The organism is Amycolatopsis pretoriensis, assembly GCF_900107925.1.
GTDB lineage: Bacteria > Actinomycetota > Actinomycetes > Mycobacteriales > Pseudonocardiaceae > Amycolatopsis > Amycolatopsis pretoriensis.
This window is the reverse complement of the sequence record NZ_FNUJ01000008.1, coordinates 419432-445381: the sequence shown is the minus strand read 5'-3', so window position 1 is coordinate 445381 and position 25950 is coordinate 419432. Positions and strand designations below refer to the sequence as shown.

Annotated in this window: 21 protein-coding genes and 1 pseudogene; 11 read left to right on the top strand and 11 right to left on the bottom strand. The window is 72.5% G+C overall.

What is annotated here, in order from left to right; translation table 11 throughout:
* Positions 1 to 3402 carry an AAA family ATPase gene (locus tag BLV96_RS35510; protein ID WP_167379837.1) on the top strand — a complete coding sequence of 1134 codons (3402 nt, stop codon included), beginning with the start codon at positions 1 to 3 and terminating at the stop codon, positions 3400 to 3402.
* Complete coding sequence (locus BLV96_RS51325; protein ID WP_086673246.1) at positions 3399 to 4376, top strand: hypothetical protein; 978 nt, start codon at positions 3399 to 3401, stop codon at positions 4374 to 4376. Before BLV96_RS35510 ends, BLV96_RS51325 begins: the two co-directional genes overlap by 4 nt.
* 111 nt (positions 4377 to 4487) lie before the next feature.
* Here the strand turns inward: BLV96_RS51325 and BLV96_RS35500 are convergent, their stop codons facing one another.
* Complete coding sequence (locus BLV96_RS35500; protein WP_086673248.1) at positions 4488 to 4835, bottom strand: hypothetical protein; 348 nt, start codon at positions 4833 to 4835, stop codon at positions 4488 to 4490.
* 163 nt (positions 4836 to 4998) lie between these two features.
* Between BLV96_RS35500 and BLV96_RS35495 the strand changes: the two genes are divergently transcribed.
* Positions 4999 to 7062, top strand: a complete 2064-nt coding sequence (locus tag BLV96_RS35495) for a glycoside hydrolase family 3 C-terminal domain-containing protein (RefSeq protein ID WP_086673249.1) — start codon at positions 4999 to 5001, stop codon at positions 7060 to 7062.
* A 395-nt stretch (positions 7063 to 7457) separates the two neighbouring features.
* Here BLV96_RS35495 and BLV96_RS35490 read toward each other — a convergent pair whose 3' ends face one another.
* Both BLV96_RS35490 and BLV96_RS35485 read right to left on the bottom strand, forming a co-directional pair.
* On the bottom strand, positions 7458 to 8030 hold the full coding sequence (locus tag BLV96_RS35490) for a hypothetical protein (protein WP_086673251.1): 573 nt from the start codon (positions 8028 to 8030) through the stop codon (positions 7458 to 7460).
* A 52-nt stretch (positions 8031 to 8082) separates the two neighbouring features.
* On the bottom strand, positions 8083 to 8328 hold the full coding sequence (locus tag BLV96_RS35485) for a hypothetical protein (protein ID WP_086673253.1): 246 nt from the start codon (positions 8326 to 8328) through the stop codon (positions 8083 to 8085).
* Positions 8329 to 8428: 100 nt separating this feature from the next.
* Between BLV96_RS35485 and BLV96_RS35480 the strand changes: the two genes are divergently transcribed.
* The gene (locus BLV96_RS35480) at positions 8429 to 8743 is read left to right on the top strand and encodes a nuclear transport factor 2 family protein (RefSeq protein WP_086673269.1); all 315 of its coding nucleotides are present in this window, start codon (positions 8429 to 8431) and stop codon (positions 8741 to 8743) included.
* Between the two features lie 14 nt (positions 8744 to 8757).
* Here BLV96_RS35480 and BLV96_RS35475 read toward each other — a convergent pair whose 3' ends face one another.
* The gene (locus tag BLV96_RS35475; RefSeq protein ID WP_051183801.1) at positions 8758 to 9459 is read right to left on the bottom strand and encodes an IclR family transcriptional regulator; all 702 of its coding nucleotides are present in this window, start codon (positions 9457 to 9459) and stop codon (positions 8758 to 8760) included.
* Positions 9460 to 9602: 143 nt separating this feature from the next.
* Between BLV96_RS35475 and leuC the strand changes: the two genes are divergently transcribed.
* The 4 genes from leuC (at position 9603) to BLV96_RS35455 (ending at position 15817) form a co-directional block, all read left to right on the top strand.
* Positions 9603 to 11036 (top strand): 3-isopropylmalate dehydratase large subunit, encoded by a 1434-nt coding sequence (gene leuC, locus BLV96_RS35470; RefSeq protein ID WP_086673255.1) that lies wholly within the window; start codon positions 9603 to 9605, stop codon positions 11034 to 11036.
* A 22-nt stretch (positions 11037 to 11058) separates the two neighbouring features.
* A complete protein-coding gene (gene leuD, locus BLV96_RS35465; RefSeq protein ID WP_086673257.1) occupies positions 11059 to 11661 on the top strand; it encodes a 3-isopropylmalate dehydratase small subunit in 603 nt (200 codons plus the stop codon).
* A gap of 229 nt (positions 11662 to 11890) precedes the next feature.
* Complete coding sequence (locus tag BLV96_RS35460) at positions 11891 to 12574, top strand: HU family DNA-binding protein (RefSeq protein WP_086673259.1); 684 nt, start codon at positions 11891 to 11893, stop codon at positions 12572 to 12574.
* 441 nt (positions 12575 to 13015) lie between these two features.
* Positions 13016 to 15817 carry an AfsR/SARP family transcriptional regulator gene (locus BLV96_RS35455; protein ID WP_244180709.1) on the top strand — a complete coding sequence of 934 codons (2802 nt, stop codon included), beginning with the start codon at positions 13016 to 13018 and terminating at the stop codon, positions 15815 to 15817.
* Between the two features lie 77 nt (positions 15818 to 15894).
* Here BLV96_RS35455 and BLV96_RS35450 read toward each other — a convergent pair whose 3' ends face one another.
* Genes BLV96_RS35450 through cofC form a run of 3 tightly spaced genes read right to left on the bottom strand, consistent with a single transcriptional unit; the run spans position 15895 to position 19880 of the window.
* Complete coding sequence (locus BLV96_RS35450) at positions 15895 to 16848, bottom strand: NUDIX hydrolase (RefSeq protein WP_086673264.1); 954 nt, start codon at positions 16846 to 16848, stop codon at positions 15895 to 15897.
* Entirely contained in the window at positions 16845 to 19217 is a 2373-nt protein-coding gene (locus BLV96_RS35445; RefSeq protein WP_086673271.1) for an RNA degradosome polyphosphate kinase, read from the bottom strand. The genes BLV96_RS35450 and BLV96_RS35445 overlap by 4 nt, the downstream gene beginning before the upstream one ends.
* A gap of 51 nt (positions 19218 to 19268) precedes the next feature.
* The gene (cofC, locus tag BLV96_RS35440; protein WP_086673265.1) at positions 19269 to 19880 is read right to left on the bottom strand and encodes a 2-phospho-L-lactate guanylyltransferase; all 612 of its coding nucleotides are present in this window, start codon (positions 19878 to 19880) and stop codon (positions 19269 to 19271) included.
* 1410 nt (positions 19881 to 21290) lie between these two features.
* Here cofC and BLV96_RS35435 point away from each other — a divergent pair.
* The 3 genes from BLV96_RS35435 (at position 21291) to BLV96_RS35425 (ending at position 23693) form a co-directional block, all read left to right on the top strand.
* The gene (locus BLV96_RS35435; protein ID WP_086676610.1) at positions 21291 to 22010 is read left to right on the top strand and encodes a lysophospholipid acyltransferase family protein; all 720 of its coding nucleotides are present in this window, start codon (positions 21291 to 21293) and stop codon (positions 22008 to 22010) included.
* Entirely contained in the window at positions 22010 to 23026 is a 1017-nt protein-coding gene (locus tag BLV96_RS35430; protein WP_086676609.1) for an NAD(P)H-dependent glycerol-3-phosphate dehydrogenase, read from the top strand. Before BLV96_RS35435 ends, BLV96_RS35430 begins: the two co-directional genes overlap by 1 nt.
* A 187-nt stretch (positions 23027 to 23213) precedes the next feature.
* A complete protein-coding gene (locus tag BLV96_RS35425) occupies positions 23214 to 23693 on the top strand; it encodes a cysteine dioxygenase (RefSeq protein WP_086676608.1) in 480 nt (159 codons plus the stop codon).
* 5 nt (positions 23694 to 23698) lie between these two features.
* Here BLV96_RS35425 and BLV96_RS35420 read toward each other — a convergent pair whose 3' ends face one another.
* From BLV96_RS35420 to BLV96_RS35410, 4 genes and pseudogenes are all read right to left on the bottom strand, one after another.
* Complete coding sequence (locus tag BLV96_RS35420) at positions 23699 to 24676, bottom strand: asparaginase (RefSeq protein WP_086676607.1); 978 nt, start codon at positions 24674 to 24676, stop codon at positions 23699 to 23701.
* Between the two features lie 13 nt (positions 24677 to 24689).
* The gene (locus BLV96_RS51485; RefSeq protein ID WP_341866130.1) at positions 24690 to 24959 is read right to left on the bottom strand and encodes a hypothetical protein; all 270 of its coding nucleotides are present in this window, start codon (positions 24957 to 24959) and stop codon (positions 24690 to 24692) included.
* A 151-nt stretch (positions 24960 to 25110) separates the two neighbouring features.
* Positions 25111 to 25287 (bottom strand): annotated as a pseudogene (locus tag BLV96_RS51480) (SAM-dependent methyltransferase); the annotation flags it as partial.
* A gap of 224 nt (positions 25288 to 25511) precedes the next feature.
* Positions 25512 to 25892: a VOC family protein gene (locus BLV96_RS35410; protein WP_086676606.1), complete on the bottom strand. Its 381-nt coding sequence runs from the start codon at positions 25890 to 25892 to the stop codon at positions 25512 to 25514.
* Between the last annotated feature and the right edge of the window lie 58 nt (positions 25893 to 25950).

The following is a 25950-nucleotide window of genomic DNA, read 5'->3' as shown; positions in this document are numbered from 1 at the left end:
ATGCGGCCTGTGCTGCTGGAGATGACCGGCTTCGCGTCGTTCCGCGACAAGACCGAAGTCAGCTTCGCGGACACGGACTACTTCGCGCTCGTCGGGCCGACCGGCGCCGGCAAGAGCACGGTGATCGACGCGCTCACCTTCGCCCTGTACGGCTCTGTCGCGCGCTGGGACCACGAAGGGCTCGTCGCGCCCGCGCTCGCTCCGACGGCGAACCGCGCGACCGTGCGGCTGGTGTTCGACGCCGGCGGCGCGCGCTACCACGTCGTGCGCGAAGTCCGGCGCAGCGGCGGGAAGAAACCCACGGTCAGCGTCAAGAACGTGCGCCTGGAACGGCTCATCGACCCGACGGCGCTCGGCGGTCCGGAGGACGACGCCGACCCGGTCGCCGCGGACTCCGAGGTCACCCCGGCCGTCGAGCGGCTGCTCGGGTTGACGTTCAAGCACTTCTGCACCTGCGTCGCGCTGCCCCAGGGCGATTTCGCCGAGTTCCTGCACGCCAAGGCCGCCGACCGGCAGAAGATCCTCATCAAGCTGCTGGGCCTGGAGGTCTACGAGCGGATCGGCCGCCGCGCCGACACGACCGCGAAAGAGCAGAAGCTGAGCGCCGAGGTCCTCACCCGCCAGCTCGGCAGCTACGCCGACGCGACGGAAGAAGCCGTCGAAGAGCTGGCCGCGCGGATGACGGCCCTCGCGGACCTGGACGCGCGCGTGACCGCGGCCCTGCCTGGGCTCGGCGACACGACCCGCGCGCACGACGAAGCCCGGCAAAGCGTCGTGACGCTGACGAAGGAACTGAGCGTCCTCGACGCGGTCGAACGTCCCGACGGCGTCGAAGACCTGGAAGCCCGGCGCCGCGCCGCGGCGGACGCGGTGACGACGGCACGGACCGGGCTGGAGACGGCCGAAACGGCGGACGAGGCGGCCCGTGCCGCGCTCGCGGCCGCTCCCGCTCGCGGCGAGCTGGAACGGATCCGCGCGGCCCGCACGGAACTCGCAGAGGCCGAGAAGGCGCTCCCGGGCCTGGAAGAGGCCGCGAAGGCGGCGTCGGAGGCGAAGACGGCCGCCGCGGCGGCGGTGACCGAAGCCGTGGCCGCGGTCGAGACGGCCCGCAAGACCCGGGACACGACCGCGCGGGCGGCCGAGGACGCGGCCGGCGAAGCGGCACGCGCCCGTCAGGACCGCGACCGGCTGGCCGGGTTGCGGCCGCCGGCGGACCTCGGTGACCTGGCGAAGGAAGCGGCGCGGGTGGCGAAGCGCACGTCGGACGCCGACGCGCGCCTGCGTACCGCCGAGACCGCCGACGCCGAAGCGCGCGCTGCGCTGGCCGCGCAGCCGGACGTCGCTCCGCTCGCGGCGGCCCGCTCCGACGCCCGGACGCTCTACACGGTGTGCGACGCGCAACGGAAAGCCGCGCCCGAGCAGGCCGCGCGCCGCACGGAACTCGAAGCGGCGCGAGCCACCTTCGCCCGCGCCGACGCCGAAGTCGCCGCGGCGAAGACGGCCGTGACCGAAGCCGAACGCGCCGGGCAGGCGCTGACGCTGCGGGCCGGGCTCGCCGTCGGGCACCCGTGCCCGGTCTGCGAGCAGGAAGTCGCGACGCTGCCCGACGCCGGCGGCCACGCCCACCTGGCCGAAGCGGGGGAACGCCTCGAGCGCGCCGAACGTGACCGCGCCGCCGCCGAGTCCGCGCTGCGCAAGCTGGAGCGGGCCGTGGACCGCGACGCCGACTCGGCCGCGTCGGCGGCCGCGCAGGCCGAAGAACTGCGTGCGGTGCTCGCGGAGGTCGACGGGCCGCCCGAATCGCCAGTGCTGCGTAGGCCGGTCGAGGCGGATTTTTCCGAGCAGGACTACGCCGACCTCGTTACGGCTGTACGTGAGCGGGGCGAGTGGCTGTCGGCGACGATCGACGGCCGCACCCGGGTCGCCGAGGCCGCGCACGCTGCGGACAAGGAACTGGCGGCGGCGCGCGCCGACCGCGCGGCGGCGAAGGAAGAAGCCGACGGCGTCGAGAAGTCGTTCGCGGCGGCCCGGGAAGCGCTGCGGGTGGCGCGCGATCCCCTGGTGGAGCTGGGTGCGCCCGCGGTCGACGACGGTGACGTCCCGGCGGGCTGGCAGCGGCTGACCGCGTGGGCGGCGGCCACCCTGGACGACCGGCGGACGGCGCTGGCCGCGCGGGAAGCGGCCGCCGAAGCCGCGGGCAAGGAAGCCGTCGTCGCGGCGGACGACCTCGCTTCGGCCGAGCGGACCGCCGAGCAACGGCGGAAGCGGGCGGAAGAGGCGGCGCTGGCCGAGCAGTCGGCGAGCACCGTGCTCACGACCACCCGGCGCCGGCACGGCGAACTGAGCGAGACCCTGGCGGACGCGCCCGCCGCCGAGGTCGTCACCGAACAGCTCGCGAAGGTCGCCGAACTCGAACAGGCCGCGAAGAAGGCGGACACCGACCTGCGCGCGGCCCGCGGTGTCGCGAAACAAGCCACCGAGGCCCAGGCGCGCATCGCCGAGCGGGTCGACGCCGAACGGCAGCGGCTGTCCCGGGCGCGCGATCCGCTGGTGAGCTTGGGTGCCCCGCCGATCGACGGCGAGAGTCTCCTCGGCGCCTGGACCGCGCTCACGGATTGGGCGGCCGGGCAGGCGAACCAGCACCGCGAGCGCCTGGCCGTCGCGACGACGGCCGAGGGCGAAGCGGCCGAAGCGTTGCGCGCGGCCGAACGCGCTGTCGCCGACGACGTCACCGCGCTCGGCGTCGCCCTGCCGGAGGGGCCGGTGCGCGACCGCGTGCCGGTCGCGCTGGCCACCGCACGGACGCGTGCCGAAGCCGACCACACGGAGCTGAAGCGGCGCGTCGCGCACGTGGCGGGCCTGCACGGCGACATCGCGGCCGCGGAGTCCGAGGCGCAGGTCGCGCGGCTGCTCGCGGATCTGCTGCGCTCGGACAAGTTCCCGCGCTGGCTGATCGCCGGGGCGCTGGACACGCTCGTCGCCGAGGCGTCGGCGTCGCTGCTGGAGCTGTCCGGCGGGCAGTTCGAGCTGACCCACGACAAGGGCGACTTCCTGGTGGTGGACCACAACGAGGCCGACGCCCGCCGGCCGGTGAAGACGCTGTCGGGCGGCGAGACGTTCCAGGCGTCGCTCTCGCTGGCCCTGGCGTTGTCTTCGCAGCTGGGCGCGATGGCCGCCGAGGGGGCGACCAAGCTCGAGTCGATCTTCCTCGACGAGGGCTTCGGCACCCTGGACGAGGCCACCCTCGACGTCGTGGCGTCCACATTGGAGAACCTGTCCGCGTCCGGCTCGCGGATGGTCGGGGTGATCACGCACGTGCCGGCGCTCGCCGAGCGCGTGCCGGTGCGGTTCCTGGTCACCCGCGACGGCTCCGGCTCGCACATCAGCAGGGAGGGTGCATGACGGCGGTGGCCGGGACGCACTTCAGCGTCGACTCGTGGGACCCGGGCTACGGCAGCTCGATGGAGGCCGAGGAGCTGGCGCGCTCGGGTGCCGAGGTCGAGCTCGAGGTCGAGGTGCCGATGGCGGAGTGGGCCCCAATCGACCCGTCGCCGGTTTCGCCGCCCGACGCGGTGTTGTTCGTCGACGGCGTCCGCCGCATCGACGCCCGCGTCTGGATCGACGACCCGGAGGGGACGAACTCGGCGTCGATCGGGCTGTGCGCGTCCTACGCGGCGGGCGTGGTGTGCTGCTGCGACGGGCGGGCGCACGTGATCGGCACGGACGTCCGGCGCGGGGTGTTCACGGTGGCCCCGGAGGCGGCCGACATCGCGACGACGGCGGGGGTCTACCGCGCGTTCCGCGCCACGGCCAAGGAGGACAAGCCACTGGCGGTGGTGCTGTCGTCGGCGTTGCAGGAGCAGCTGGCGGAGGCGGAGCTGGACACGGCGGTCGCGGCCCGGACGGCGATCGCGGACCACGTGGGCACCGACCTGCTGGTGGTGGACGGGCCGTTGAGCGGCCGCACGCACCTGCCGCGGGCGGTCGGGTTCATCAAGAGCCACCAGACGACGTACCTGCCGGGTGAGCTGAACGCGATGGTCGGCGGGCTGGCGCCGCACCAGCGGACCCCGGTGTTCCTGATGGGCACGACGTGGGTCCGGCACTCGTGGTACCTGCGGCTGCCGTCGGTGGGTGGGCCCCCGTGGTCGGGAGTGGTCCGGGTCGAGGCGGCGCCGCATCTGGGGCGTGCCGAGGTGGCGGAGCTGGCGAACCTGACGCAGTCGGTGCTGGGGCGGTTCGCGTCGGTGGAGTACAAGGACTCCCGGGCGCCGCAGAACCTGTATCCGATCGCCGGGCTGGAGCGGGATCTGCGGCATCGGCTGGGGGACCAGCAGTTCGTCTACCGGGCGTTGCGGCGGGCCGCGACCCGGTGAGACCGGCCCGGCGGGAGCGATCCCGCCGGGCCGGACCCGCCCTCTGGGGTGGGCGGGCCCCCGGAGCCGCTGCCTGGGGAGCACCCGCTCCGGGGAGTCCTGTGTGGACGGTCAGCCCGTCGGCTGCGTCACCGTGAAAGAACCCGTGGCCGTCCGCCCGTCCGCGCACGGGAACACCGCCAAGTACTTCCCAGGCCGCTCGACCGCCGTCGCGTAACCGGCGAACCGGCCCCACTCGCCGTCCTTCGTCCACTGCAGCGGCGCCGTGAAGCCCCTCGACGTCACCGGTCCGCTCGGCGTGCAGCCCACTTCCCACTCCGAGAACACGACCGCCTGGACCTGCCCGGCCGGCTCGGTGAACTGGGTCAGCGACCACACCACCGCCTGGTCCGCGTGCGCCGGTGCCGCCGAAAGGAGCGCCCCCGCCGTCATTAGGCCGATCAGTGCTTTCTTCACCATGCTCGATCCCCTCTTTCGCATGGCCACTCCACGCTTGAGCCGGGGAAACGGTTGAGCCGCACCGATGTTCAAGTACGTGAACGACTATCGAGTCTATGTTTCCTGGTCACGTATGCGTTAACTTGTCCGCCGTTGATCCCGTTCGACCGCGAGGGAGACCGCGATGCGCACCGGCCGGCTTGTTCTTGCCGCGGTACTGGGGTTGTCGCTCGCGGCGCCGGCCACGGCGCTCGCGGACGCGCAACCCTGGCGCGATGCCCGCCAGCCGCCCGATCGGCGCGCCGCGGAGCTCGTCGCCGCGATGACCCTCGACGAGAAGATCTCCCAGCTGCACCTGCAGCCCGACGCGCAGCACCAGCGGTTCGTCCCGCCGATCCCGCGCCTCGGCGTGCCCGGCTTCCGGATCGCCAACGGCCCCGCCGGCATGGGGCCGGCCGACGACAAGCCGCAGAAACCGGCCACCGCGCTGCCGGCCACGATGGCGCTCGCGTCGACGTTCGACACCGGCCTCGCGCGCCGATACGGCCGCCTGGTCGGCGACGAAACCCGCGCGCTCGCGCACAACGTGTCCGAAGGACCGGACATCAACATCGCCCGCGTCCCGCGCAACGGCCGGACCTTCGAAGGCATGGGCGAAGACCCGGTCCTCGTCGGGGCCATGGGCGCCGCCGACATCCGCGGCATCCAGGAGAACGGCACCATCGCCGAGGTCAAGCACTACGCGGCGAACAACCAGGAGACCCAGCGCCAGAGCATCGACGAGCACATCGACGAGCGCACCCTCAACGAGCTGTACCTGCCCCACTTCGAGCAGGCCGTCACCGAAGGCCACGCGGGCTCGGTGATGTGCGCCTACCCCAAGATCAACGGCGTCTTCACGTGCGAGAACCCGGCGCTGCTGCAGGACAAGCTGCGCGACGACTGGGGCTTCAAGGGGTTCGTCCAGTCGGACTGGGGTGCCGCGCACAGCACCGTCGGCTCGGCGAACGCGGGCATGAACCTCGAGATGATCGACGGCACGTGGTACGGCGAGAAGATGAAGCAGGCCGTGCTCGCCGGGCAGGTCAGCGAACAGCGCGTCGACCAGCTGCTCCTGCCGCGGTTCCGGACGATGTTCGCGTTCGGGCAGTTCGACCGCCCGCCGGTGCTCACGCCGTTGCCGGTCGCGGAGCACGACGCCGCCGCGAAGCAGTTCGCCGAACGCGGCATGGTGCTGCTGCGCAACGAGCACGCCCAGCTCCCGCTCGACGACCGCGCGGTGAAGTCGATCGCGCTGATCGGCCCGTTCGCCACCAAGGCCAAGACCGGCGGGGGCGGCAGCTCCGCCGTCATCCCGACGTCCACAGTGGACCCGTTGCCCGGGCTGCGGGCCCGGGTCCCGGGAGCCGCGGTGACGCTGGACGACGGCAGCGACCCGGCCCGCGCGGCTTCGCTGGCGGGGACTTCCGACGTCGCCGTCGTGATGGTCGGCGACAACGAAACCGAGGGCAAGGACCGGCCGAGCCTGGCCTTGGACGGCACGCAGGACGCCCTGGTGGCGGCGGTCGCGGCGGCGAACCCGCGCACGGTCGTCGTGGTGAAGAGCGGCGGCCCGGTGCTGATGCCGTGGGCGTCGTCGGTGCCGGCGATCCTGCAGGCGTGGTACCCCGGTCAGCAGGACGGCGCCGCGGTGGCGAGCGTGCTGTTCGGCGACGTCAACCCGTCGGCGAAGCTGCCGATCACGTTCCCCGCGGCGGACGCGGACACCCCGGCCAACACGGCGGCGCAGTTCCCGGGCGTGAACGGGGTCGCGGAGTACTCGGAGGGGCTGCAGGTCGGCTACCGCTGGTTCGACGCGCAGGGCCGCGCGCCGCTGTTCCCGTTCGGGTACGGCTTGTCGTACACGACGTTCGCGTTCTCGGGCTTGTCGGTGCGCTCGACGGGCGACGGCGCGACGGCGACGTTCACGGTCCGGAACACGGGCCACCGCGCGGGTGCGGAGGTGGCCCAGCTGTACCTCGGGTTCCCGGCGGCCGCGGGCGAACCGCCGCGGCAGCTGAAGGGGTTTTCGCGGGTGGAGCTGGCCCCGGGGCAGTCCCGCAGGGTGACGATCCACCTGGACGAGCGCGACTTTTCGGCGTGGGACGCGAGCAGCCACGCGTGGGCGCCGGTGAAGGGCGGGTTCACGGTCCAGGTGGGCGACTCGTCGCGGTCGTTGCCGCTGCGGGCGCCGCTCGTGCGCCGCTGACGTCGGGAGGAGTTGTCCACAGCCCGGGCGTGATGTGGATCAGTACGCCCGGGCGGTGGCTTCACACGGCTTTTCGTCGGAGGGGCCCGATACGCTGGAAGCGGGGCAGCCCCCCAGGGAGGGCGGGGTCCGGCAAAGTCGCGCCGGCCCGTTTCGCAGCGGCTCCGGCGGTGTCTTGAATGAGTCATTCAGGTCTTCAGAGGTCCTGAATGACTCATTCAAGACTTTCGCGGGGCCCGTTGCCGAGGCCATTACGACTTTGCCGGAGCCCCGAACTCCCAAGTCCCGAATGAGTCATTCAGGATTCCGGCGAGCCGGTCAACGGCGGCCTGCCCGCGTCTCCGCCCGGACCCTGCCCCAGACGGGCGGGGTCTGGTGACGGCGGGGCGTCCGCTTCAGGCCTTGCAGCCCGGTGCGCTGGCCGCGGCGGTCAGCAGCTCCTGGGACTCGGCCAGCGGGGCCACCGGGTCGTACGTGCCGTCCAAGTCCAGCTGCGCCTGCTCCAGCGCCTTCATCGCCGGGTCCTGCGAAGCCACGTCGCCCGGCTTCGCGCCGTCCAAAGCCGTCTTCGCGTCGCGCGCGCGGTTGTGGGATGTCGTGTACTTCTTCACGAACGCCTGCCGGACCGTCTCCGCCAGGGGTTCCGGCGCCGGCGGGAGCGCCTTCAGGCGGTCGACCACCTCGCCCGTCCGGTCCGCGATGCCGCCCAGCTCCTGGCTCAGCGTCTTCTGCACCTCCTCGACCGAGCCCGGCTCCGCCGTTCCCGGGGCCACCTCCGCGTTGTTGCGCTTCCGGTAGTCGTGGATCACCGAGCAGAAACCGTCCAGCCACGCGAGCGTCGCCGGTTCCACCGACGGCGGCGACACCGGCGCGGTCACCGTCACCGTCGGCGGTGGTGCCGATGGACCGGGCTCCGAACACGCGGTCAGCAGCAGGCAGGCCCCCAGCAAACCCGGCACGATCCTCATGGCGTCCCCTCACCGTTTGCGACTACACGCGCGAGGGGCTCCGCCGGTTGCGTCACGCCGCGGCGAGCGTTCCGCCCAGCGCGAGCCGGCCGTCGTCGGTCAGCTCCGCGCGCGTCCACTGCCCGAGCGCCGCCGCGCGGGCCGGCCGGATCAGCCCCGCCCGCGCCAGCTCGTGGGCCGTCGCCTGGTCGCAGCACGGCAGCCCGTCGACCCGCAGGTCCGGTTCGCAGCTGCAGGTCAGCTCGGCCCGCCCGGCGCCGACCGCCCGCAGCATCGCCAGTGCCCTTCTGTTCAACATGGTCGTTCCCCCTCCGTGGTGCTGTCCTGGAGGAGACGTGAGCGCCGTCACCGAATACGCGGTTTTCGCGAGGTTCCCCCGAACGGTGCACGATGACGCCATGACGAACCAGATCGAAGACCCGGCCGTGCGCGCGTTCGTAGACGCGCTGAACGCGGGCGACCGCACAGCGTTCCGGGCCGCGCTGACGCCCGACGCGACGATGTCCGACGACGGCACCGACCGGGACCTCGCGGAGTGGACCGAAAAGGAGATCTTCTCCAGCCAGGGCCACCTGGAGGTCGAAACCGCCCAGGACGAAGGGAGGCGGTTCGTCGCGAACTACTCGAACTCGACGTGGGGCGCCATGCGGACGCGGTGGGCGTTCACCGTTCGCGACGGCAAGGTGGCGCGCTTCGAAACCGGCCAAGCCTGACTCCTGACCGGAATTCAGAGCCGTTCCTGCAACGCGTCCGCGGCGGCGAGCAGGTCCGCGGCCCAGCGCGCGCCCGGCTTGCGGCCGATGCGCTCGATCGGGCCGGACACCGACACCGCGGCCACGACCGTGCCCGCGGAGTCGCGGACCGGCGCCGAGATGCTCGCCACACCGGGCTCGCGCTCGGCGACGGACTGCGCCCACCCGCGGCGCCGCACTTCCAGGAGAGTCCGCTCGCCGAAAACCGCGTCGGCCAGGATCGTGCGCTGCGTGTGCGGATCCGCCCACGCGGCGAGGACCTTCGCGCCCGAGCCGGCCGTCATCGGCAGCCGGGATCCGACCGGGACGGTGTCGCGCAGGCCGGACGGGGGTTCCGCGGTCGCGACGCACACGCGCTGGACGCCGTCGCGGCGGTAGAGCTGAACGCTTTCGCCCGTGACGTCCCGCAGCTTCGGCAGCACCACACCGGCCGCGTCGAGCAGCGGGTCCGTCGAACCGCCCGCCAATTCGGCCAGTGCGGTACCGGGACGCCAGCGGCCGTCCGGACCGCGGCGCAGCAGCCGGTGCACCTCGAGCCCGACCGCGAGCCGGTGCGCGGTGGCCCGGGGCAGGCCCGTCCGCGTGCACAGTTCCGCGAGGCCGCAGGGGTCGTCCGCGACCGCCTGCAGGACGGCCACTGCTTTGTCCAGTACTCCGATACCGCTATGCTGTCCCACGACCCGATACTAGCGTCCCGCACTTTGGGAAGTCCAGCATCTGGGAAAACCCTGAACTCGAGCTGCGCCCTTCCTTCGCGGCTCGCATCCGTTCCGCAGGTGCGCGCCCGAGTTCCGACGTCGAACCGTGGAAGGAGCCGGAGATGACCAGCCCGACCGGCAAGGCCCGCACGCTCGCGGAGAAGGTGTGGGAAAGCCACCTCGTGCGCCGAGGCGAAGGCGCCGAGCCGGACCTCCTCTACATCGACCTCCACCTGCTGCACGAAGTGACCAGCCCGCAGGCCTTCGACGGCCTCCGCCTGGCCGGGCGGCCGGTGCGCCGCCCCGACCTGACCATCGCGACCGAGGACCACAACGTCCCGACCGTCGACATCGAGCTCCCCATCGCCGACCCGGTCTCGCGCACCCAGGTCGACACCCTTCGCCGCAACTGCAAGGAGTTCGGCGTCCGGCTGCACCCGATGGGTGACGCCGAGCAGGGCATCGTGCACGTCATCGGCCCGCAGCTCGGCCTGACGCAGCCCGGCATGACCGTGGTCTGCGGCGACAGCCACACCTCCACGCACGGCGCGTTCGGCGGCATCGCCTTCGGCATCGGGACGTCCGAGGTCGAGCACGTGCTCGCCACGCAGACGCTGCCGCTGCGGCCGTTCAAGACGATGGCGATCACGGTCGACGGCGAGCTGCGGCCCGGCGTCACGGCGAAGGACGTCATCCTCGCGGTGATCGCGAAGATCGGCACCGGCGGCGGGCAGGGCTACATCCTGGAGTACCGCGGCAAGGCCATCGAAGCGCTGTCGATGGAAGCCCGGATGACCGTCTGCAACATGTCGATCGAGGCCGGCGCCCGCGCCGGGATGATCGCGCCGGACGAGACGACGTTCGCCTACCTGAAGGGCCGTCCGCACGCGCCGCGGGGCGCCGACTGGGACGCGGCGGTGGAGAACTGGCGGCAGCTGCGCACCGACGACGGTGCCGAGTTCGACGCCGAAGTGCACCTCGACGCGAACGAGCTCACGCCGTTCGTGACCTGGGGCACCAACCCCGGCCAGGGTCTCCCGCTGGGCGCCGACGTGCCCGACCCGGAGCAGATCCCGGACGAGAACGACCGCATCGCCGCTGAAAAAGCCCTGTCCTACATGGACTTGACGCCCGGGACGCCGCTGCGCGAGATCGCCGTGGACACCGTCTTCCTCGGCTCCTGCACGAACGGCCGGATCGAGGACCTGCGGGCGGCGGCCGAGGTGCTGCGCGGTCGGAAAGTGGCGGACTCGGTCCGGATGCTGGTGGTTCCCGGCTCCATGCGGGTCCGCAAGGCGGCCGAGGAGGAGGGCCTCGACGAGGTCTTCACCGCGGCCGGCGCCGAATGGCGGCAGGCGGGCTGCTCGATGTGCCTCGGCATGAACCCGGACCAGCTGAAGCCGGGCGAGCGCAGCGCGTCGACGTCGAACCGCAACTTCGAGGGCCGGCAGGGCAAGGGCGGCCGGACGCACCTGGTCTCGCCGCTCGTGGCCGCCGCCACGGCCGTGCGGGGCACGCTGTCGTCGCCGGAAGACCTCGTCACCGCCACCGTCTGACCTCCCGAGAGGAGTACCCACCATGGAACCGTTCACCCAGCACACCGGCATCGGCGTCCCGCTGCGCCGGTCCAACGTGGACACCGACCAGATCATCCCGGCGGTCTACCTCAAGCGGGTGACCCGGACCGGGTTCGAGGACGGGCTGTTCGCCGCCTGGCGCGGTGACCAGGACTTCATCCTCAACACCGAGCCGTTCTCGCGGGGCAGCGTGCTCGTCGCGGGGCCGGACTTCGGCACCGGATCGTCCCGCGAGCACGCCGTCTGGGCGCTGCTGGACTACGGCTTCCGGGTCGTCATCTCCGCCCGGTTCGCCGACATCTTCCGGGGCAACTCCGGCAAGGGCGGCCTGGTGGCCGCGCAGTGCGAGCAGCACGACGTCGAGCTGCTCTGGAAGCTGCTGGAGAACGAGCCCGGCACCGAGGTCACGGTCGACCTCGAGACCAAGACCGTGCGGGCCAAGGACTTCACCGCGCCCTTCCAGATCGACGACTACGTCCGCTGGCGGCTGCTCGAAGGTCTCGACGACATCGCTCTCACGTTGCGCCATGCCGGTGAGATCGATGCGTTCGAGACGGCCCGCCCGTCCTGGAAGCCGACGACGACGCCGATCGCCGTTCCGTAGCGCTTTCGGAGGCGGAATCTCTTGCGGTGCAAGGGATTCCGCCTCCGGTGCGGTCGGCTGCGACACCACGCCAAACGGCTCTCGCGGGGATCTCCCGCGAGGCGGAACCCGCCCCGGGGCAAGGGAAAGATTCCGCGTGCCGTTTGGAATTTGTGCTGCCTTGGTAATACCGTGTCGCTAGTCGGCCCGACGCGGCCGTGGACGAGTACTTCCTTCTTGGAGGACTGGAATGGCCAACAAGGCCCAGCTGATCGAGGCGCTGACGGAGCGCCTGGGCGACAAGAAGGCCGCTTCCGAGGCGGTCGACGGTCTGGTCGACATCATCATCCGGACGGTCAACAAGGGCGAAAAGGTCAACATCACCGGCTTCGGGGTGTTCGAGAAGCGCGCTCGTGCCGCTCGTACCGCGCGCAACCCGCGTACCGGCGAGGCCGTGAAGGTCAAGAAGACCAACGTGCCCGCGTTCCGCGCCGGGACCACCTTCAAGGAGGTCATTTCCGGCGCGAAGAAGCTGCCGAAGGCCACGCCGGTGAAGCGCGCGGCCGCGTCTTCCCGCGCCACCACCTCTTCCCGCGCGACGACCACCCGCGCGGCCGCGGCCAAGCCGGCCACGGCGCGGGCGACGGCGACGCGCACGCGGGCGACGGCGGCCAAGCCGGCGACGACAACGCGGGCGACGGCGGCGAAGGCGACCACGTCCCGCGCGAAGGCGGCTCCGAAGGCAGCCGCGGCGAAGACGACGGCCGCGAAGACAACGACGGCCAAGACGACGGCCGCGAAGACGACGGCCGCGAAGCCTGCGGCGGCGAAGACGACCGCGGCCAGGACGACCGCGGCGAAGTCCACGACGGCCCGGAAGACCACGGCCACCAAGGCTCCGGCCCGGCGCACCACGGCGGCGAAGAAGAGCTGACCACCCGAAACTGTCGTACCCCTGCGGTAACGTGAAAGCAGGGGTCCCCTGGGGGGTGACCCCCGCTGGGCGTAGGGCATTCACGGCCAGGGCCCCGCGCATCTCGTGCGCGGGGCCCTGCCGTGTTCGAGGACCCGATGGGGAAAAGCGATCGGCCGAAGGGCCGCGCGGGGGTGGCTCGGGTCTTCGGCCTGCCTGATGGGTGAAGCGATTCTGGTGGCTGTCGGCCGGTGGTGGAGAAGCGATCCGCCCGCAACCCACCTTGCCCCGCACCGGAACCCGCGTTACCCGCTGCCAAGATCGGCCGTCCGAACGGGACCCGTGCACCACCCGCTCGGAGCACCCGCCCGCCCCGCAACCGGTTCCGCCCAATTTCGCAAAGTTGCTTGAGCGCCCGGCCGAGTGATGCCACGCTGCCTTCCTCGGGGTCCGCGTCCGGCGGTGTCCCGCGGCGCGGCGAACCTGGGGGCGACCACCATCGACATCCGGCTGCTCGGCCCGTTCCAGGCGCTCGTCGGCGGCTCACCGGTCGTGCTGACCAGCTCCCGGCAGCGTGCCCTGCTCGCGACCCTCGCCCTGTCCGCGGGCCGCCTGGTGACGATCGACGCCCTCGCTCGCGGTGTGTGGGGCGAGGCCCCGCCCGCGCACATCCGCGGCAGCCTCCAGACCTACGTCATGCGGCTGCGCCGGCTGTGCGGCGAAGACACCGTCGTCACCGAACCGGACGGGTACCGGCTGGTCGTCGACCCGTCCCGGGTGGACGCGCTGCGCTTCCTGCGCACCCTCGACCAGGCCGCCGCCTCCACCGAACCCACCCGTCGCCGGGCCCTGCTCACCGCCGCGCTCGCCGCCTGGGGTGGTGCTCCGCTCGAAGGCGTCGGCTCTCCCGTGCTCGCCGCCGAATGGGGGCCGCTGCTGACCGAGCGGTACCTCTTCGCCGTCGAACAGCGCATCGACCTCGACACCGGGCTCGTCCCCGACGCCCGGCTCATCGCCGAACTCACCGACCTCGTCGCCCAGCACCCGCTGCGGGAATCGTTGTGGGAACGGCTGGTGCGCGTCCTCGCGCGGTCCGGCCGCCGCGCCGAAGCGCTGTCCCGCTACGCCGGGCTGCGCGCCCTCCTGGCCGACGAACTGGGCGTCGAACCCGGTGAGGACCTGCGCCGCCTCCACGCCGAACTACTGGCCGCCGACACCGAGCCGGCTGTGCACACTGTGCCGCGCCAGCTGCCCTTCGACGTCGCCGGCTTCACCGGGCGCGGTCCCGAACTCGCCGAACTCGACCGCCTGCCGCCCGGCGGCGCGTCCGGCATCGTCGTCATCGAAGGGACCGCCGGGGTCGGGAAGACGTCGCTGGCCGTGCACTGGTCGCACCGCGTCCGCGACCGCTTCGCCGGCGGCCAGCTCTTCCTCGACCTGCGCGGGCACTCCGCGGGCACCCCCGTCACGCCCGGCGCCGCGCTGGCCGGCTTCCTGCGCGCCCTCGGCGTCCCGGCGGAAACCCTGCCTTCCACAGTGGAGGAACGTTCCGCGCTCCTGCGCAGCCGCCTCGCCGGCAGCCGCACGCTCATGCTGCTCGACAACGCCCGCGACGCCGACCAGGTCCGGCCGCTGCTGCCGGGGCCGGACAACCTCGTCGTCGTGACCAGCCGCAACCAGCTGCGCGGCCTCGTCGCCCGCGACGGCGCCCGCCGGATCGCCTTGCGCTCCTTCGACGACGTCGACGCCGCCGCGCTGCTCGCCGGCAGCGTCGGGCCGCAACGCCTCGCCGCCGAACCGGACGCCGTCGCCGAGCTCGTCCAGCTGTGCGGCCGGCTCCCGCTGGCGCTCGCGCTGGCCGGGGAACGCGCGTCGCGGTTCTCCGGCGTCTCGCTCGCGGGGATCGTCGAAGAGCTGCGCGACCAGCGGCTGCGCCTGGACACCCTGCGCGACCCGCAGGACGCCGGCACCGACCTGCGGGCCGCGTTCTCGTGGTCGTACAAGGCGTTGCGCCCGGCCGCCGCGCGGTTCTTCCGGCTGCTCGGCCTGCACCCCGGCCACGGCTTCAGCCTGTCCTCGGCCGCCGCGCTCGCCGGTGCGGACCTGCGGGAAGCCCGCGAGCTGGCCGACCAGCTCGCCGCCGCGCACCTGCTCAACCAGCCCGGCACCGACCGCTACCAGTTCCACGACCTCCTGCGCGTCTACGCCGCCGAGCTCGTCGAAACCGAGTCGAGCGCGGCCGAACGCGCGGCGGCGCTGCGCCGGCTCCTCGACTGGTACCTCGCGAGCGTCGCCGAAGCGACCAAGCTCGTCCGCCCCGACCTGCTCACCGACGACATCGCGCTCGACGCCCCGCCGCTGCCCGCCGTCCCGTTCACCCAGCACGAACAGACGATCGCCTGGTACACGACCGAACGCGCGGCCCTCACCGCGCTCGTCGGCATCGCGGCCGAAACCGGCTTCACCGCCCACGCGTGGAAGCTCGCCTGGCTGCTGCGCGGGTTCTTCGCCGAACGCCACGACCGCGACGACTGGATCACGACGGCTCGCACGGCCGTCACCGCCACCCGCGTCGCCGGCGACAACACGGGCCTGCAGTACAGCGCCAACAACCTCGGCTCGGCCTACCTGCGCACCCTGCAGCCCGACAAGGCACTCGAAGCCCTGGAGGAGGCGCGCGCGGCGTCGGAGACCGGCGACGGGACCGCGCTGGCCGTGGCGATCCTGTCCAACCTGGCCGGCGCGTACTACGTCCGGGCCGAGTACGCCGAGGCCGAGCGCCACGCGCTGCAGGCGGTCCGGCTCGCCCGCGACCACGGCCAGCGGACGTTCGTGCCGCACGCGCTGCTCAACGTCAGCGCCAGCCGCATCGGCCTGCGCAACTACGACAACGCCGCCGACGCGGCCGAGGCGGCCCGTGACGCCTTCGAGGGACTGGGTGACCGTTACCACGCGGCGCTGGCGCTGGGCAACGTCGCCGAGGCGCTCGAAGGTGCCGGGCGGTACGACGAAGCGGAGAAGGCGGGCCTGAAAGCGCTCGCCGAGCTGAAGGAGCTGAACGCCGAATACGGCACCATCGACGTCCGGATCACCCTCGGCCGGCTGAAGCTCCGCACGGGCCGCGGCGAGGAGGCGCGGCGGCACTGGGCCGAGGCGCTGAGCGTCTGCCAGCGCCTCGGCGACCCCCGCATCCCGGAGATCCAGGCTCTGCTGGCGACGGTGCCGGCGGCCGGGCCCCCCGCCCGGGATGCGCCGTACCCCTAGCCCGGCGCAGCCCAGCGGGACCCGGTACCAGTACACCAAGATCGACTGTCACGACGCTGTCGCGGGACAGCGCCGCCTCAGCGGTGGCTGGGCGACGGCGTCGGCAGCGCGCTCGGGTAGTAGTCGGCCGCCAGGAGGACCGGGCCCTCCTCGGCCGTCGGCGCACGGAACGACAGGACCCAGAACGAGCCCTTCTTGCTCGGCACCACGCCACCGCGCGCCGCGGTCAGCTCCACGCCGTCGCGGTCGGCCAGCGCGCTTACCAGGTCCGGGATCACCCCGCCCTGGCTGCACACCACCGGGGTCCCGCCGTCGCCGGCCAGCGCCAGCAGGCGCGCGACGCCCAGCACCGGGTCCGGCCAGTATCCCTCTTCCGACAGCAGCGGCTCGTGCCGAACCTCGGCGCCGAGGTCCTCGGCGACCCCGTGCACGGTCTGCACGCACCGCAGCCGCGGCGCCGAAAGCACCCGGTCCGGGCCGAACAGCCCCAGCACCCGCCGCAGCGCCGAAGCCTGCCGCAGCCCCGCCTCCGACAGCGGGCGCAGGTCGTCGTCGCCGGTCCATTCGTCACGCTTGCCCGCCTTCGCGTGGCGCACCAGCACCAGCGTCGTCAGGCCCACCGGGAGCTCGCAGAAAGCGCGCAGCACCCGCACGTCTTCCGGCCGGGTCAGCAGTTTTTCCGCCGCCGTCGGGACGAGCCAGCGCAGTTCGTCGACCTCGTCGTTCGCGGCGAACTCGCCGGACACGGCCTTGGCGCTGAAGTAGTCGACCGTCTTCGGGACCGTGCCGTTGCCGCCGCGGGCCGGCACCGGGTACGCCGTCCGGGCCAGGTAACGGCCCAGGACCGCCTCGAACCCCGTCTCCTCGCGCACTTCCCGCACGGCCGCCTCGGCGATCGTCTCGCCGGGGTCGAGCTTTCCCTTCGGCAGCGACCAGTCGTCGTACCGCGGGCGGTGGACCAGGGCGACTTCCGTCGTCCCGCCGGCGACGCGCCACAGCACCGCGCCGGCCGCCCGTACCTCGTGGGTCATCCGGCGGCCCCGTGCAGCTTCGCCAGCTCCAGCTGGTGGTCGCGCACCCGGGAACCGTCCGCCGGGAACGGCGACCACTCGCCGCTCGCGGTCAGCACCCAGCAGCGCGTCGCCGGGTCCAGCGCCGAGTCGAAGATGTTGTCGAGCTGCGCGGTGAGCTTCGGGTCCTTGACCCGCACCAGCGCCTCGATCCGCCGGTCGAGGTTGCGGTGCATCATGTCCGCGCTGCCGATCCAGTGCGTGCCGCCGGCGCGGAAGTTGAAGATCCGCGAATGCTCCAGGAACCGGCCGAGGATCGAGCGGACGTGGATGTTCTCCGACAGCCCTTCGACGCCGGGCTTGAGCGTGCAGATCCCGCGCACCACGATCTCGACCGGCACCCCGGCCTGCGACGCGTGGTAGAGCGCGTCGATGACCTGCTCGTCGACCAGCGAGTTGCACTTGATCCGGATCCCGGCGTCCTGCCCGGCCCGCGCCAGCTCGATCTCTTCGCCGATCGCGCGCACGATGCCGCGGCGGATGCCGTGCGGCGAGGTCAGGATCGTCCGGTAGGTGTCCTGGCGGGAGTAGCCGGTGAGGACGTTGAACAGGTCGGTGACGTCCGCGCCGATGCTCGGGTCGGCGGTGAACAGGCCGATGTCCTCGTAGAGCCGCGCGGTCTTCGGGTTGTAGTTGCCGGTGCCGATGTGGCAGTAGCGGCGGATGGTCGAGCCCTCCTGGCGCACGATCATCGACACCTTGCAGTGCGTCTTCAGCCCGACCAGGCCGTACACGACGTGCACGCCCGCGCGTTCCAGCGTCCGCGCCCAGGTGATGTTGGCCTGCTCGTCGAACCGCGCCTTGATCTCGACCAGCGCGACGACCTGCTTGCCCGCCTCGGCGGCGTCGATCAGCGCGTCGACGATCGGGGAATCACCGGAGGTCCGGTACAGCGTCTGCTTGATCGCGAGGACCTTCGAGTCGGCCGCGGCCTGCTCGATGAAGCGCTGCACGCTCGTGGAGAACGAGTCGTACGGGTGGTGCACCAGCACGTCGCCCTCGCGCAGCGTCGCGAACACGCTTTTCGGCGTCTCGCGCTCGCCGAACGCCGGGTGCGTCGCCGGGACGAACGGCCGGTCCTTCAGCTCCTTGCGGTCCACTCCGGACAGCTGGTGCAGGCAGGTCAGGTCGAGCAGGCCGGGCACCTCGACGACGTCCGCCGGGTCGACGTCCAGCTCGCGCAGCAGCAGCTCGAGCATGTGCTCGCTCATGTCCTGCGCGACCTCGAGGCGCACCGGCGGGCCGAACCGGCGCTGCGCCAGCTCGCGCTCGAGGGCCTGCAGGAGGTCTTCGTCACGGTCTTCGTCGACCTCGAAGTCGGCGTTGCGGGTGACGCGGAAGACGTGGTGCTCGGTGACGTCCATGCCGGTGAACAGCTCGCCGAGGTGCGCGGCGATGAGCTCTTCGAGGGGGAGGAACGTGGCCGTCCGGCTGGTGCGCTCGGTCTCGACGCGCATCAGGCGTGCGACGTTGCTCGGCACCTTCACACGGGCGAAGCGCTCGGTGCCGCCTTCCGGGTCGCGCACGGTGACCGCGAGGTTGAGCGAAAGGCCCGAAATGTAGGGGAACGGGTGCGCCGGGTCGACGGCCAGGGGCGTCAGCACCGGGAAGATCTGCTCGGAGAAGTAGCTGGAGAGCCGGAGCTGGTCGGCGCCGGAGAGGTCGGTCCAGCCGACGATCCGGATGTCGTGCTCGGCCAGCAGCGGGCGCAGGCCCTTCTCGAACGCGCCGGTCTGCTGCTCGACGAGGTCCTGGTTGCGCTTGGCGATGTAGTCCAGCTGTTCGCGCGGGGTGAGGCCGTCGGCGCTGCGCACCAGCAGGCCGGTCTCGTCGCGGCGCTTCAGGCCGGCGACGCGGACCATGTAGAACTCGTCCAGATTGGACGCGAAGATGGCGAGGAACTTCGTCCGTTCGAGCAGCGGCTGCGACTCGTCCTCGGCCAGCGCGAGCACGCGGGCGTTGAAGTCCTGCCACGACAGCTCGCGGTTGAAGTACCGGTCGTCCGGCAGCGTCTCGACGGCGGTCGGCGCGGCGGTGACGGCGGGCGGCGCCGACGGGACGGCGCGGAACTCCTCGGCGCCGCGCGGGTTGCCCTGCGCGGAGCTGCGGCGCCGGGTCGCGGCCGGGGTGGCCGCCGCGGTGGTGGTCTTGCGGGTCCTGGCCTTGCCGGCGGTGGCACGAGCCGCGGTGTCGCGCGCGGTGGACTTCGACGGGACCTTCTTCGCCGCGGCGGGTTTGGCGGCCGTGGACTTCTTCGCGGTCTCCGAAGATCCGCTCGCCGGGTTCCGTCGCCTCCGCGGTGCGGGCGTGCCGCCGTCGTCTGTGCTCACGGACCCCATTCTTCACCACGCCACGCCGAATTGCGCAGGCCGCGGTGAAGGTCAGGTGAACAGCTCGGCGGTGTGTTTCCCGACACCCAGGGTTTTGACGTGGGCGAGGTCTTCGGGCGTGTCGACGTCGCTGCGCAGGCTCGGGAGCCTTCCCCGGAGCGGGACGGCGCCGGAGGCTTGGTGGAGCCGGGCCGAGCCGGGCCCGAAGCGCGGGTCGAGGGGGGCGCCGGGCGCGGACAGCAGGAGGGTGGTGCCGGTGCCTTGGCGGTCGGCGACGAAGGCTCTTTTTCCTCCGGCTTCGGCGATGGCTTCGGTCAGGTCGATGGCGCGCAGGGCGGGGAGGTCGGCCTGGAGAGCGCCGACGACGGCGTGGGGGTCGTCCTTACGGAGCAGGTCGGCACCGTGGCGGAAGGCGGCGTTGAGGGTCTGTTCGGCGGGTTCGGCGACGACCTCGACGCCCATCTCGGCCAGCTCCGCGAGCGCGGCCGGATCGGCGGCGACGAGGATCACCCGCCGGACCCGCGCGGTCGAGGTGACGGCGGCGAGCGTGTCGGCGGCCAGCGCGAGGACGAGCGCGGGATGCCGATCGGGTTCGACGGCACCACGCAGCCGCGACTTGCCGTCGCGGGGGTGTTTCATCGGCACGACCAGGTCCACGTCCACGTGTCCATTTTTACCCGAAACGGCGGGCGGGTGTCGGCGGGTGGGGCGGGTTGTCCACAGGTGACGGGGGTTGTGGACAACTTGGGGGTGGGGTGTGGCCGATGGGGGTTTCGGTCGGTCAGGGTCGATACGCTTGGGACAGGTGGCCCCCAGGGAGGGTGGGCTCCGGCGAAGTCGGATCGGTGCGGCCGGCCGGCGGCCGGTGACGTCATGAACGAGTCGTTCACCTCGCCGGATGCGATGAACGAGTCGTTGATGACCATCGAAGCGCCTCTTCGGCCCAGCGTTCCGCGGGCGGTGGGGTCAGGCGGAGCATCGCCCCGCCCCGCCCGGCTGCTGGAGCCCTGGCGTCAGGTGACTTGAATGGGTCATGGCGTTTGGGGCGGGGCTTGGGGACGTGCATTCGGGTCGCGCTAGGTGGAGTGGGGGCAGCTGTTCTGCCAAAGCCCTTCCGGCACCCCGAAGCTGTCATTGTGTTCTGGCTTCGGATCGGGGTGCGGGGGAGTCTGGGTTCTCGTCGGTGCCCGTTCTCGGGGGCCTCTCGCCTTTGGCGTCGGCTTTTGTGGCGAGGCGGTGGGCAGTCGTTCAGGCGGGGTTGGCGGTTGGCATGAACGGGTCGTTCGTCGCGTCCGACGTCAGGGTCCCGGCGAAGTCGGATCGGTGCGGCCGGCCGGTGGCCGGTGACGTCATGAACGGGTCGTTCATCTCGCCGGATGCGATGAACGAGTCGTTGATGACCGCCGACGCTCGGCATCCCGCCGAAGCGCCTCTTCGGCCCGGCGTTCCGCAGGCGGTGGTGCCGGGGCGGAGCATCGCCCCGGCCGACTTTGCCGGAGCCCTGCCAGGGAGGGTGGGCTCTGTCCGGGGGTGGGGCGTGGCTGCTGCGCAGGGATTTCGGCTGGGCCCGCGGCTGTCGGTCGGCGGGCCGAGGGGTGCCAAGGGGCGGGCTGGACCGGGGGTCGGGCTGGTTTGGGGCGCTGGGCCGGGCCGGGGCGGTGGGCGAGACTTGGGGCGCCAGGCCGGTTTGGACCGCTGGGCTGGGCCGTGATGTCGAGCCGGGCCCAGGGCGCTGAGCAACACCGGGGCGCCAGGCCGGGCCGAGGTGCAGACGGGTAACCCTGCGGCTCCCGCAGGCCGGACCGTCTTCTCGAAGCCGATGCCGCCCTGCCGAAAAGCCCGGCATCTCGCGAGCCGAACCCCGGGCACCCGACCCACCGGCCCGCCTGGACTCGCCCCGACCACCGCCGATCACCACCCACCGGTCCGAGGAGCCCGCGAGCCGCGTCCCGAGCGGCCGGCCGGCCACACCCGACCCGGCCCGACCACCGCCGATCACCCGCCGATCACCGCCCAAGGACACCCTCCCTGGACTGCCCCGACCCCGGCGCGGCAGGATCTGGGGGAGCTGACGTGGAGGAGGAGATCGTGGCCCGGCGTGAGAAGGGCGGCTTCTGGGTGGGGCTGGCCGCCGTACTGTTCTACCCGCTCACCGGCATTGCCCGGCGGGTTTTCGTCGGGGCCGAGAAGATCCCCAGGCAGGGGCCCGCGCTGCTCGTCATGAACCACATCTCGCACCTGGACCCCGTCGTCGACGCCGTCTTCGTGCACCGGCAGAAGCGCGTCCCGCGGTTCCTCTACAAAGAGAGCCTGCAGCGCGCGCCGATCCTCGGGCCGATCGTCTCCGGGTCGGGGCAGATCCCCGTCTCGCGCGGGTCCGCCGCCGCCGGGGACAGCCTCAAGGCCGCGCACCAAGCCCTCGAAGAAGGCAAGATCGTCGTCATCTACCCCGAGGGCACCATCACCAAGGACCCGGCCGGCTGGCCGAAGGAGTCCTTCACCGGCGCCGCCCGGCTCGCGCTGCAGAACGACGTCCCCGTCATCCCCATCGCGCGCTGGGGCACCAACCAGCTCTTCAACGGCTACACGAAGAAGTTCACGCCCTTCCCCCGCAAGACGATCACCCACTCCGTCGGCGACCCGATCGACCTGTCCGCCTACCGCGGCGGCAACACCCGCAGCGCGTCGAAGCTGCGCGAGGTCACCAAGGTCATGATGGACGAGGTGACCCGCCTGCTCGGCGAGATCCGCCACGAAGAACCGCCGTCGGCGAAGCCGGGGGACCCCGCCTGATGCGCGCCGACGTCCAGCGGGTCACCGTGCTCGGGGCCGGCTCGTGGGGCACCGCCTTCGCCAAGGTGCTCGGCGACGCCGGCCGCGACGTCACGCTGTGGGCGCGCCGCGAGCAGGTCGCCTCCGACATCCGCGAGCGGCACGTCAACAGCGCCTACCTGCCCGGTGTCGGCCTGCCGGAGAACATCACCGCGACCAGCGACCCGGCGCACGCCCTCGGAAACGCCCAGGCCGTCGTGCTGGCCGTGCCCAGCCAGAGCCTGCGCGCGAACCTCTCGGAGTGGCGGCCGCTGCTGCCCTCCGACGCCATCCTCGTCAGCCTCGCCAAGGGCGTCGAGCTCGGCACGCTCAAGCGGATGAGCGAGGTGATCGGGGAGATCGTCGGGATCGACCCCGGCGAGGTCGTCGTCGTCACCGGCCCGAACCTGGCCAAGGAGATCGCCGCCGGGCAGCCGTCCGCGTCGGTGCTCGCCTGCGCCGACCACGAACGCGCCGTCGCGATCCAGCGCGCGTGCGCCAACTCCTACTTCCGCCCGTACACCAACACCGACGTCGTCGGCTGCGAGCTCGGCGGCGCCTGCAAGAACGTCATCGCGCTGAGCACCGGCATGGCCGCCGGCCTGGGCCTGGGCACCAACACGATGGCGACGCTCATCACCCGCGGCCTCGCCGAGATGGCCCGGCTCGGCGCGAAACTGGGCGCCGACCCGCTGACCTTCGCCGGGCTCGCCGGCGTCGGCGACCTGGTCGCGACGTGCTCGTCGCCCCTTTCGCGCAACCGGACTTTCGGCGAACGCCTCGGCCGCGGCGAGACCCTCGAACAAGCGCAGGCGGCGGCCGGCGGGCAGGTCGCCGAGGGCGTCATGTCGTGCTCGTCGATCCGGGCGCTGGCGCAGAGCGTCGGGGTCGACATGCCGATCACCGACGCGATGCACCGCGTCTGCCACGAGGGCGTCGACCCGCGGCAGGCGGGCGCGGAGCTGCTGGGCCGGTCGCAGAAGCACGAGTGGTCCTGATCCTCCCGGCTGCTGGGACGGCTTGACCGCGGCGATGCCGTACGGAACTCTGGTTGCCATGTTCGCGTACGAGATGACTGAGCTGCGGGGCCGCACGGGCCTTCGCGCCGTCATGTGCGCGTGTCGCTGTTGTCGGTGAACCCCGCCCCGGCCCAGCTCGACACCCTTTTCTCCCGTGAGGACCCTCATGTTCGCCGTTCCGGACAACACCCTGCTGCGTCCCGAAAACCCCGCGCTGCGCCACCCCGTGCGCGTCGCGCTGGAGGTCGCCGCCGACCGCGACCGCTGGAAGCACCTGCTGCGCTATGACCCCGAAGAGCGCTTCGCGACGCTCGTCGAGAAGGACGGGCAGCAGGAGGTCTGGCTGATGAGCTGGCTGCCCGGCCAGCGCACCGACCTGCACGACCACGCGGTCGCCAGTGGCGCGTTCACGCTGGTCAGCGGCCGGTTGACGGAGGCGGTGGCCCGCCGCGCGCCCGGCGGCCGCGCGGTCACCGAGCTGCACGCGCTGTCGGCGGGGCAGTCGCGGGTGTTCGGCCCGGGGTACGTGCACGAGGTGCGCAACGACGGCCCGGACCCGGCGGTCTCGGTCCACGTCTACCGCGACGCGGGCCGCGCGATGCGCCCGTACCACCTCGACCCGCTGGGCGGCCCGGTCCTGGACTGAACCACTCAGTCGAGGTCGCCGCGGGCGCGGAACTCGCGGTCGATCGCCTCCCGGTCCGCGCCGGACGCGAGCAGCGTGTGCAGCAGGATGCGGGACTTGCGCGCGTCGAGCCAGCCGGCCATCGTCGCGCCCATTTCGATCAGGCTCGACTCCGAACCGTGGAAGCCGTACGTCGAGCGCAGCGTCGGCCCCGCGCCCGTCCGGGACGCCACCACGACCGGCACGTCGGGAACCAGCCGCGAAATCACGTCGGCCGTGGCGGACGACACATGGCCCACGCCGGTCGCCGCGACCACGATCCCGCGCACGCCCGGCTGCGTGGCCGCGTGCGCGAGCGTCGCCCCCGAGTCGTCCAGACCGGCTTCGACCACCGGGACCAGCCCGCCGAAGTCCGCACCGGGCAAAGGCGCGAGCCGTGGCGGCGACGGGTGGAACCAGTGCACGGCGTTCTCGACGACCATGCCGAGCGGACCCGCCGGCGCCGACGAAAACGCTTCCAGGTGGCTCGAATGCGCTTTCCGCACCCAGCGTGCCGCGTGGACGTCGTCGTTCAGCGTCACCAGGACACCCCGGCCGCGGCTGCGTGGGTCGGCCGCCACGGTCAGGGCGCCCCGCAGGTTGGCCGGGCCGTCCGGGCTGAGCAGCCCGGCGTTGCGCATCGCCCCGGTGACGACCACCGGGACGTCCGACGGCCAGGTCAGCTCCAGGAAGTACGCCGTCTCCTCCAGGGTGTCCGTGCCCTGGACGACGACGAACCCGTCGGCTTCCTGCCGCAGTCCCCAGTCGCGGCACCGCAGCAGCGTCGCGAAGTCGAGCGACGCGCTGCCGATGCCGGCCAGCGTCTCGGCCAGGACATCCATCGGCAGGTCACCGAGGCCGCCGAGCAGGTCGGCCGCGCCGAGCCGCGGCACCGCACCGCCGGAACCGGGCACCGGGGCCATGGAGATGGTCCCGCCGAGGGTGGCGAGGGCGATCAAAGGCATGCGCCCACCCTATTCAGCCGGCCTTGACCGCCTGGAGCGTGTAGCTCGCCGCGAGCCGCGACGGCGTGTCCGTGAGCCGCCACTCGCCGGTGGCCTCGTCGTGCGTCATCTGCCCGGGCAGCGCGTTCCACGGGACGCTGTCGTGCTCGGCGAACCCGGTCAGCGTCAGCCCGTTGTCCAGCAGCGCCGTGATGAGCTCGCCGAGCGAGTGGTTCCACGAGTGGCTGACGCTGTTCTCCAGCTTCCGCTCCACCTTGACGTACGTCTCGGGTTCGTCGAACACCAGCGGCTCGGCGTGCTCGAAGTACGGGGTAGCGCGGCGCCGCCGGGTCCGCCGTCTCGTCGAGCGACCACAGCATCGGGTGCCCCTCGCGGACGAACAGCCGGCCGCCGGGTCGCAGCAGACCGGCGACCACCGATGCCCAGCGCGCGATCGACGGCAGCCAGCACAACGCGCCGATCCCCGTGTAGACCAGGTCGAACCGCCCGGCGCCCAGCACCTCGACCGCGTCGTACACGTTCGCCTCGTGAAACTCGACCGAAGCGCCCGTGGTGGCCGCGAGCCGCCGCGCCGCCGTCAGCGCCGGGCCCGAGAAGTCGAGGCCGGTCATCGAAGCGCCCAGCCTCGACAGCGAAACGGTGTCCGTCCCGATGTGGCACTGCAGGTGGACCGCGCGCAGCCCCGCGATGTCGCCCAGCCGCGGCCGGTCGAACCGCACGACGCCGCTCAGGTACGCGGGGTCCGCCGCGAGGGCCGCGAAGCTGTAGTCCGGCGACGCCGCGTGCAGCACCGCGCGTTCGTCCCAGTTGGCCTTGTTGACGGCGAACGAGTCCGTCACGACGTCGCGGCTCGTTCGGCCGCGCTGCGCAGGACGCAGAACTCGTTGCCCTCCGGGTCGGCGAGCACGGCCCAGCCGGTGCCATCCGTGTTGCGGCGGTCGTCGACCAGCGTCGCGCCCAGGCCGAGGATGCGCTCGACCTCGTCGTCGCGCGGGCCGTCAGGCTGCAGGCACACGTGGAGCCGGTTCTTGACCGTCTTCGGCTCCGGCACGCGCAGGAACAGCAGGTCGATGCCGCCGGCCAGTTCGATGCCGCACTCGTCGTCGCCCGGCTGGTCCTCGTCGGGGACCGGCTTCCCGGTGACCTGGCTCCACCACTGGCAAAGCGTGTACGGGTCGGCGCAGTCGACGGACACGTGCAGGACGGACGACGGCATGGCTCTCCTCGAGGCAGACGGCTGCTCCCGAGTCTGGCCGAGCTCCCGCACGAGCGCG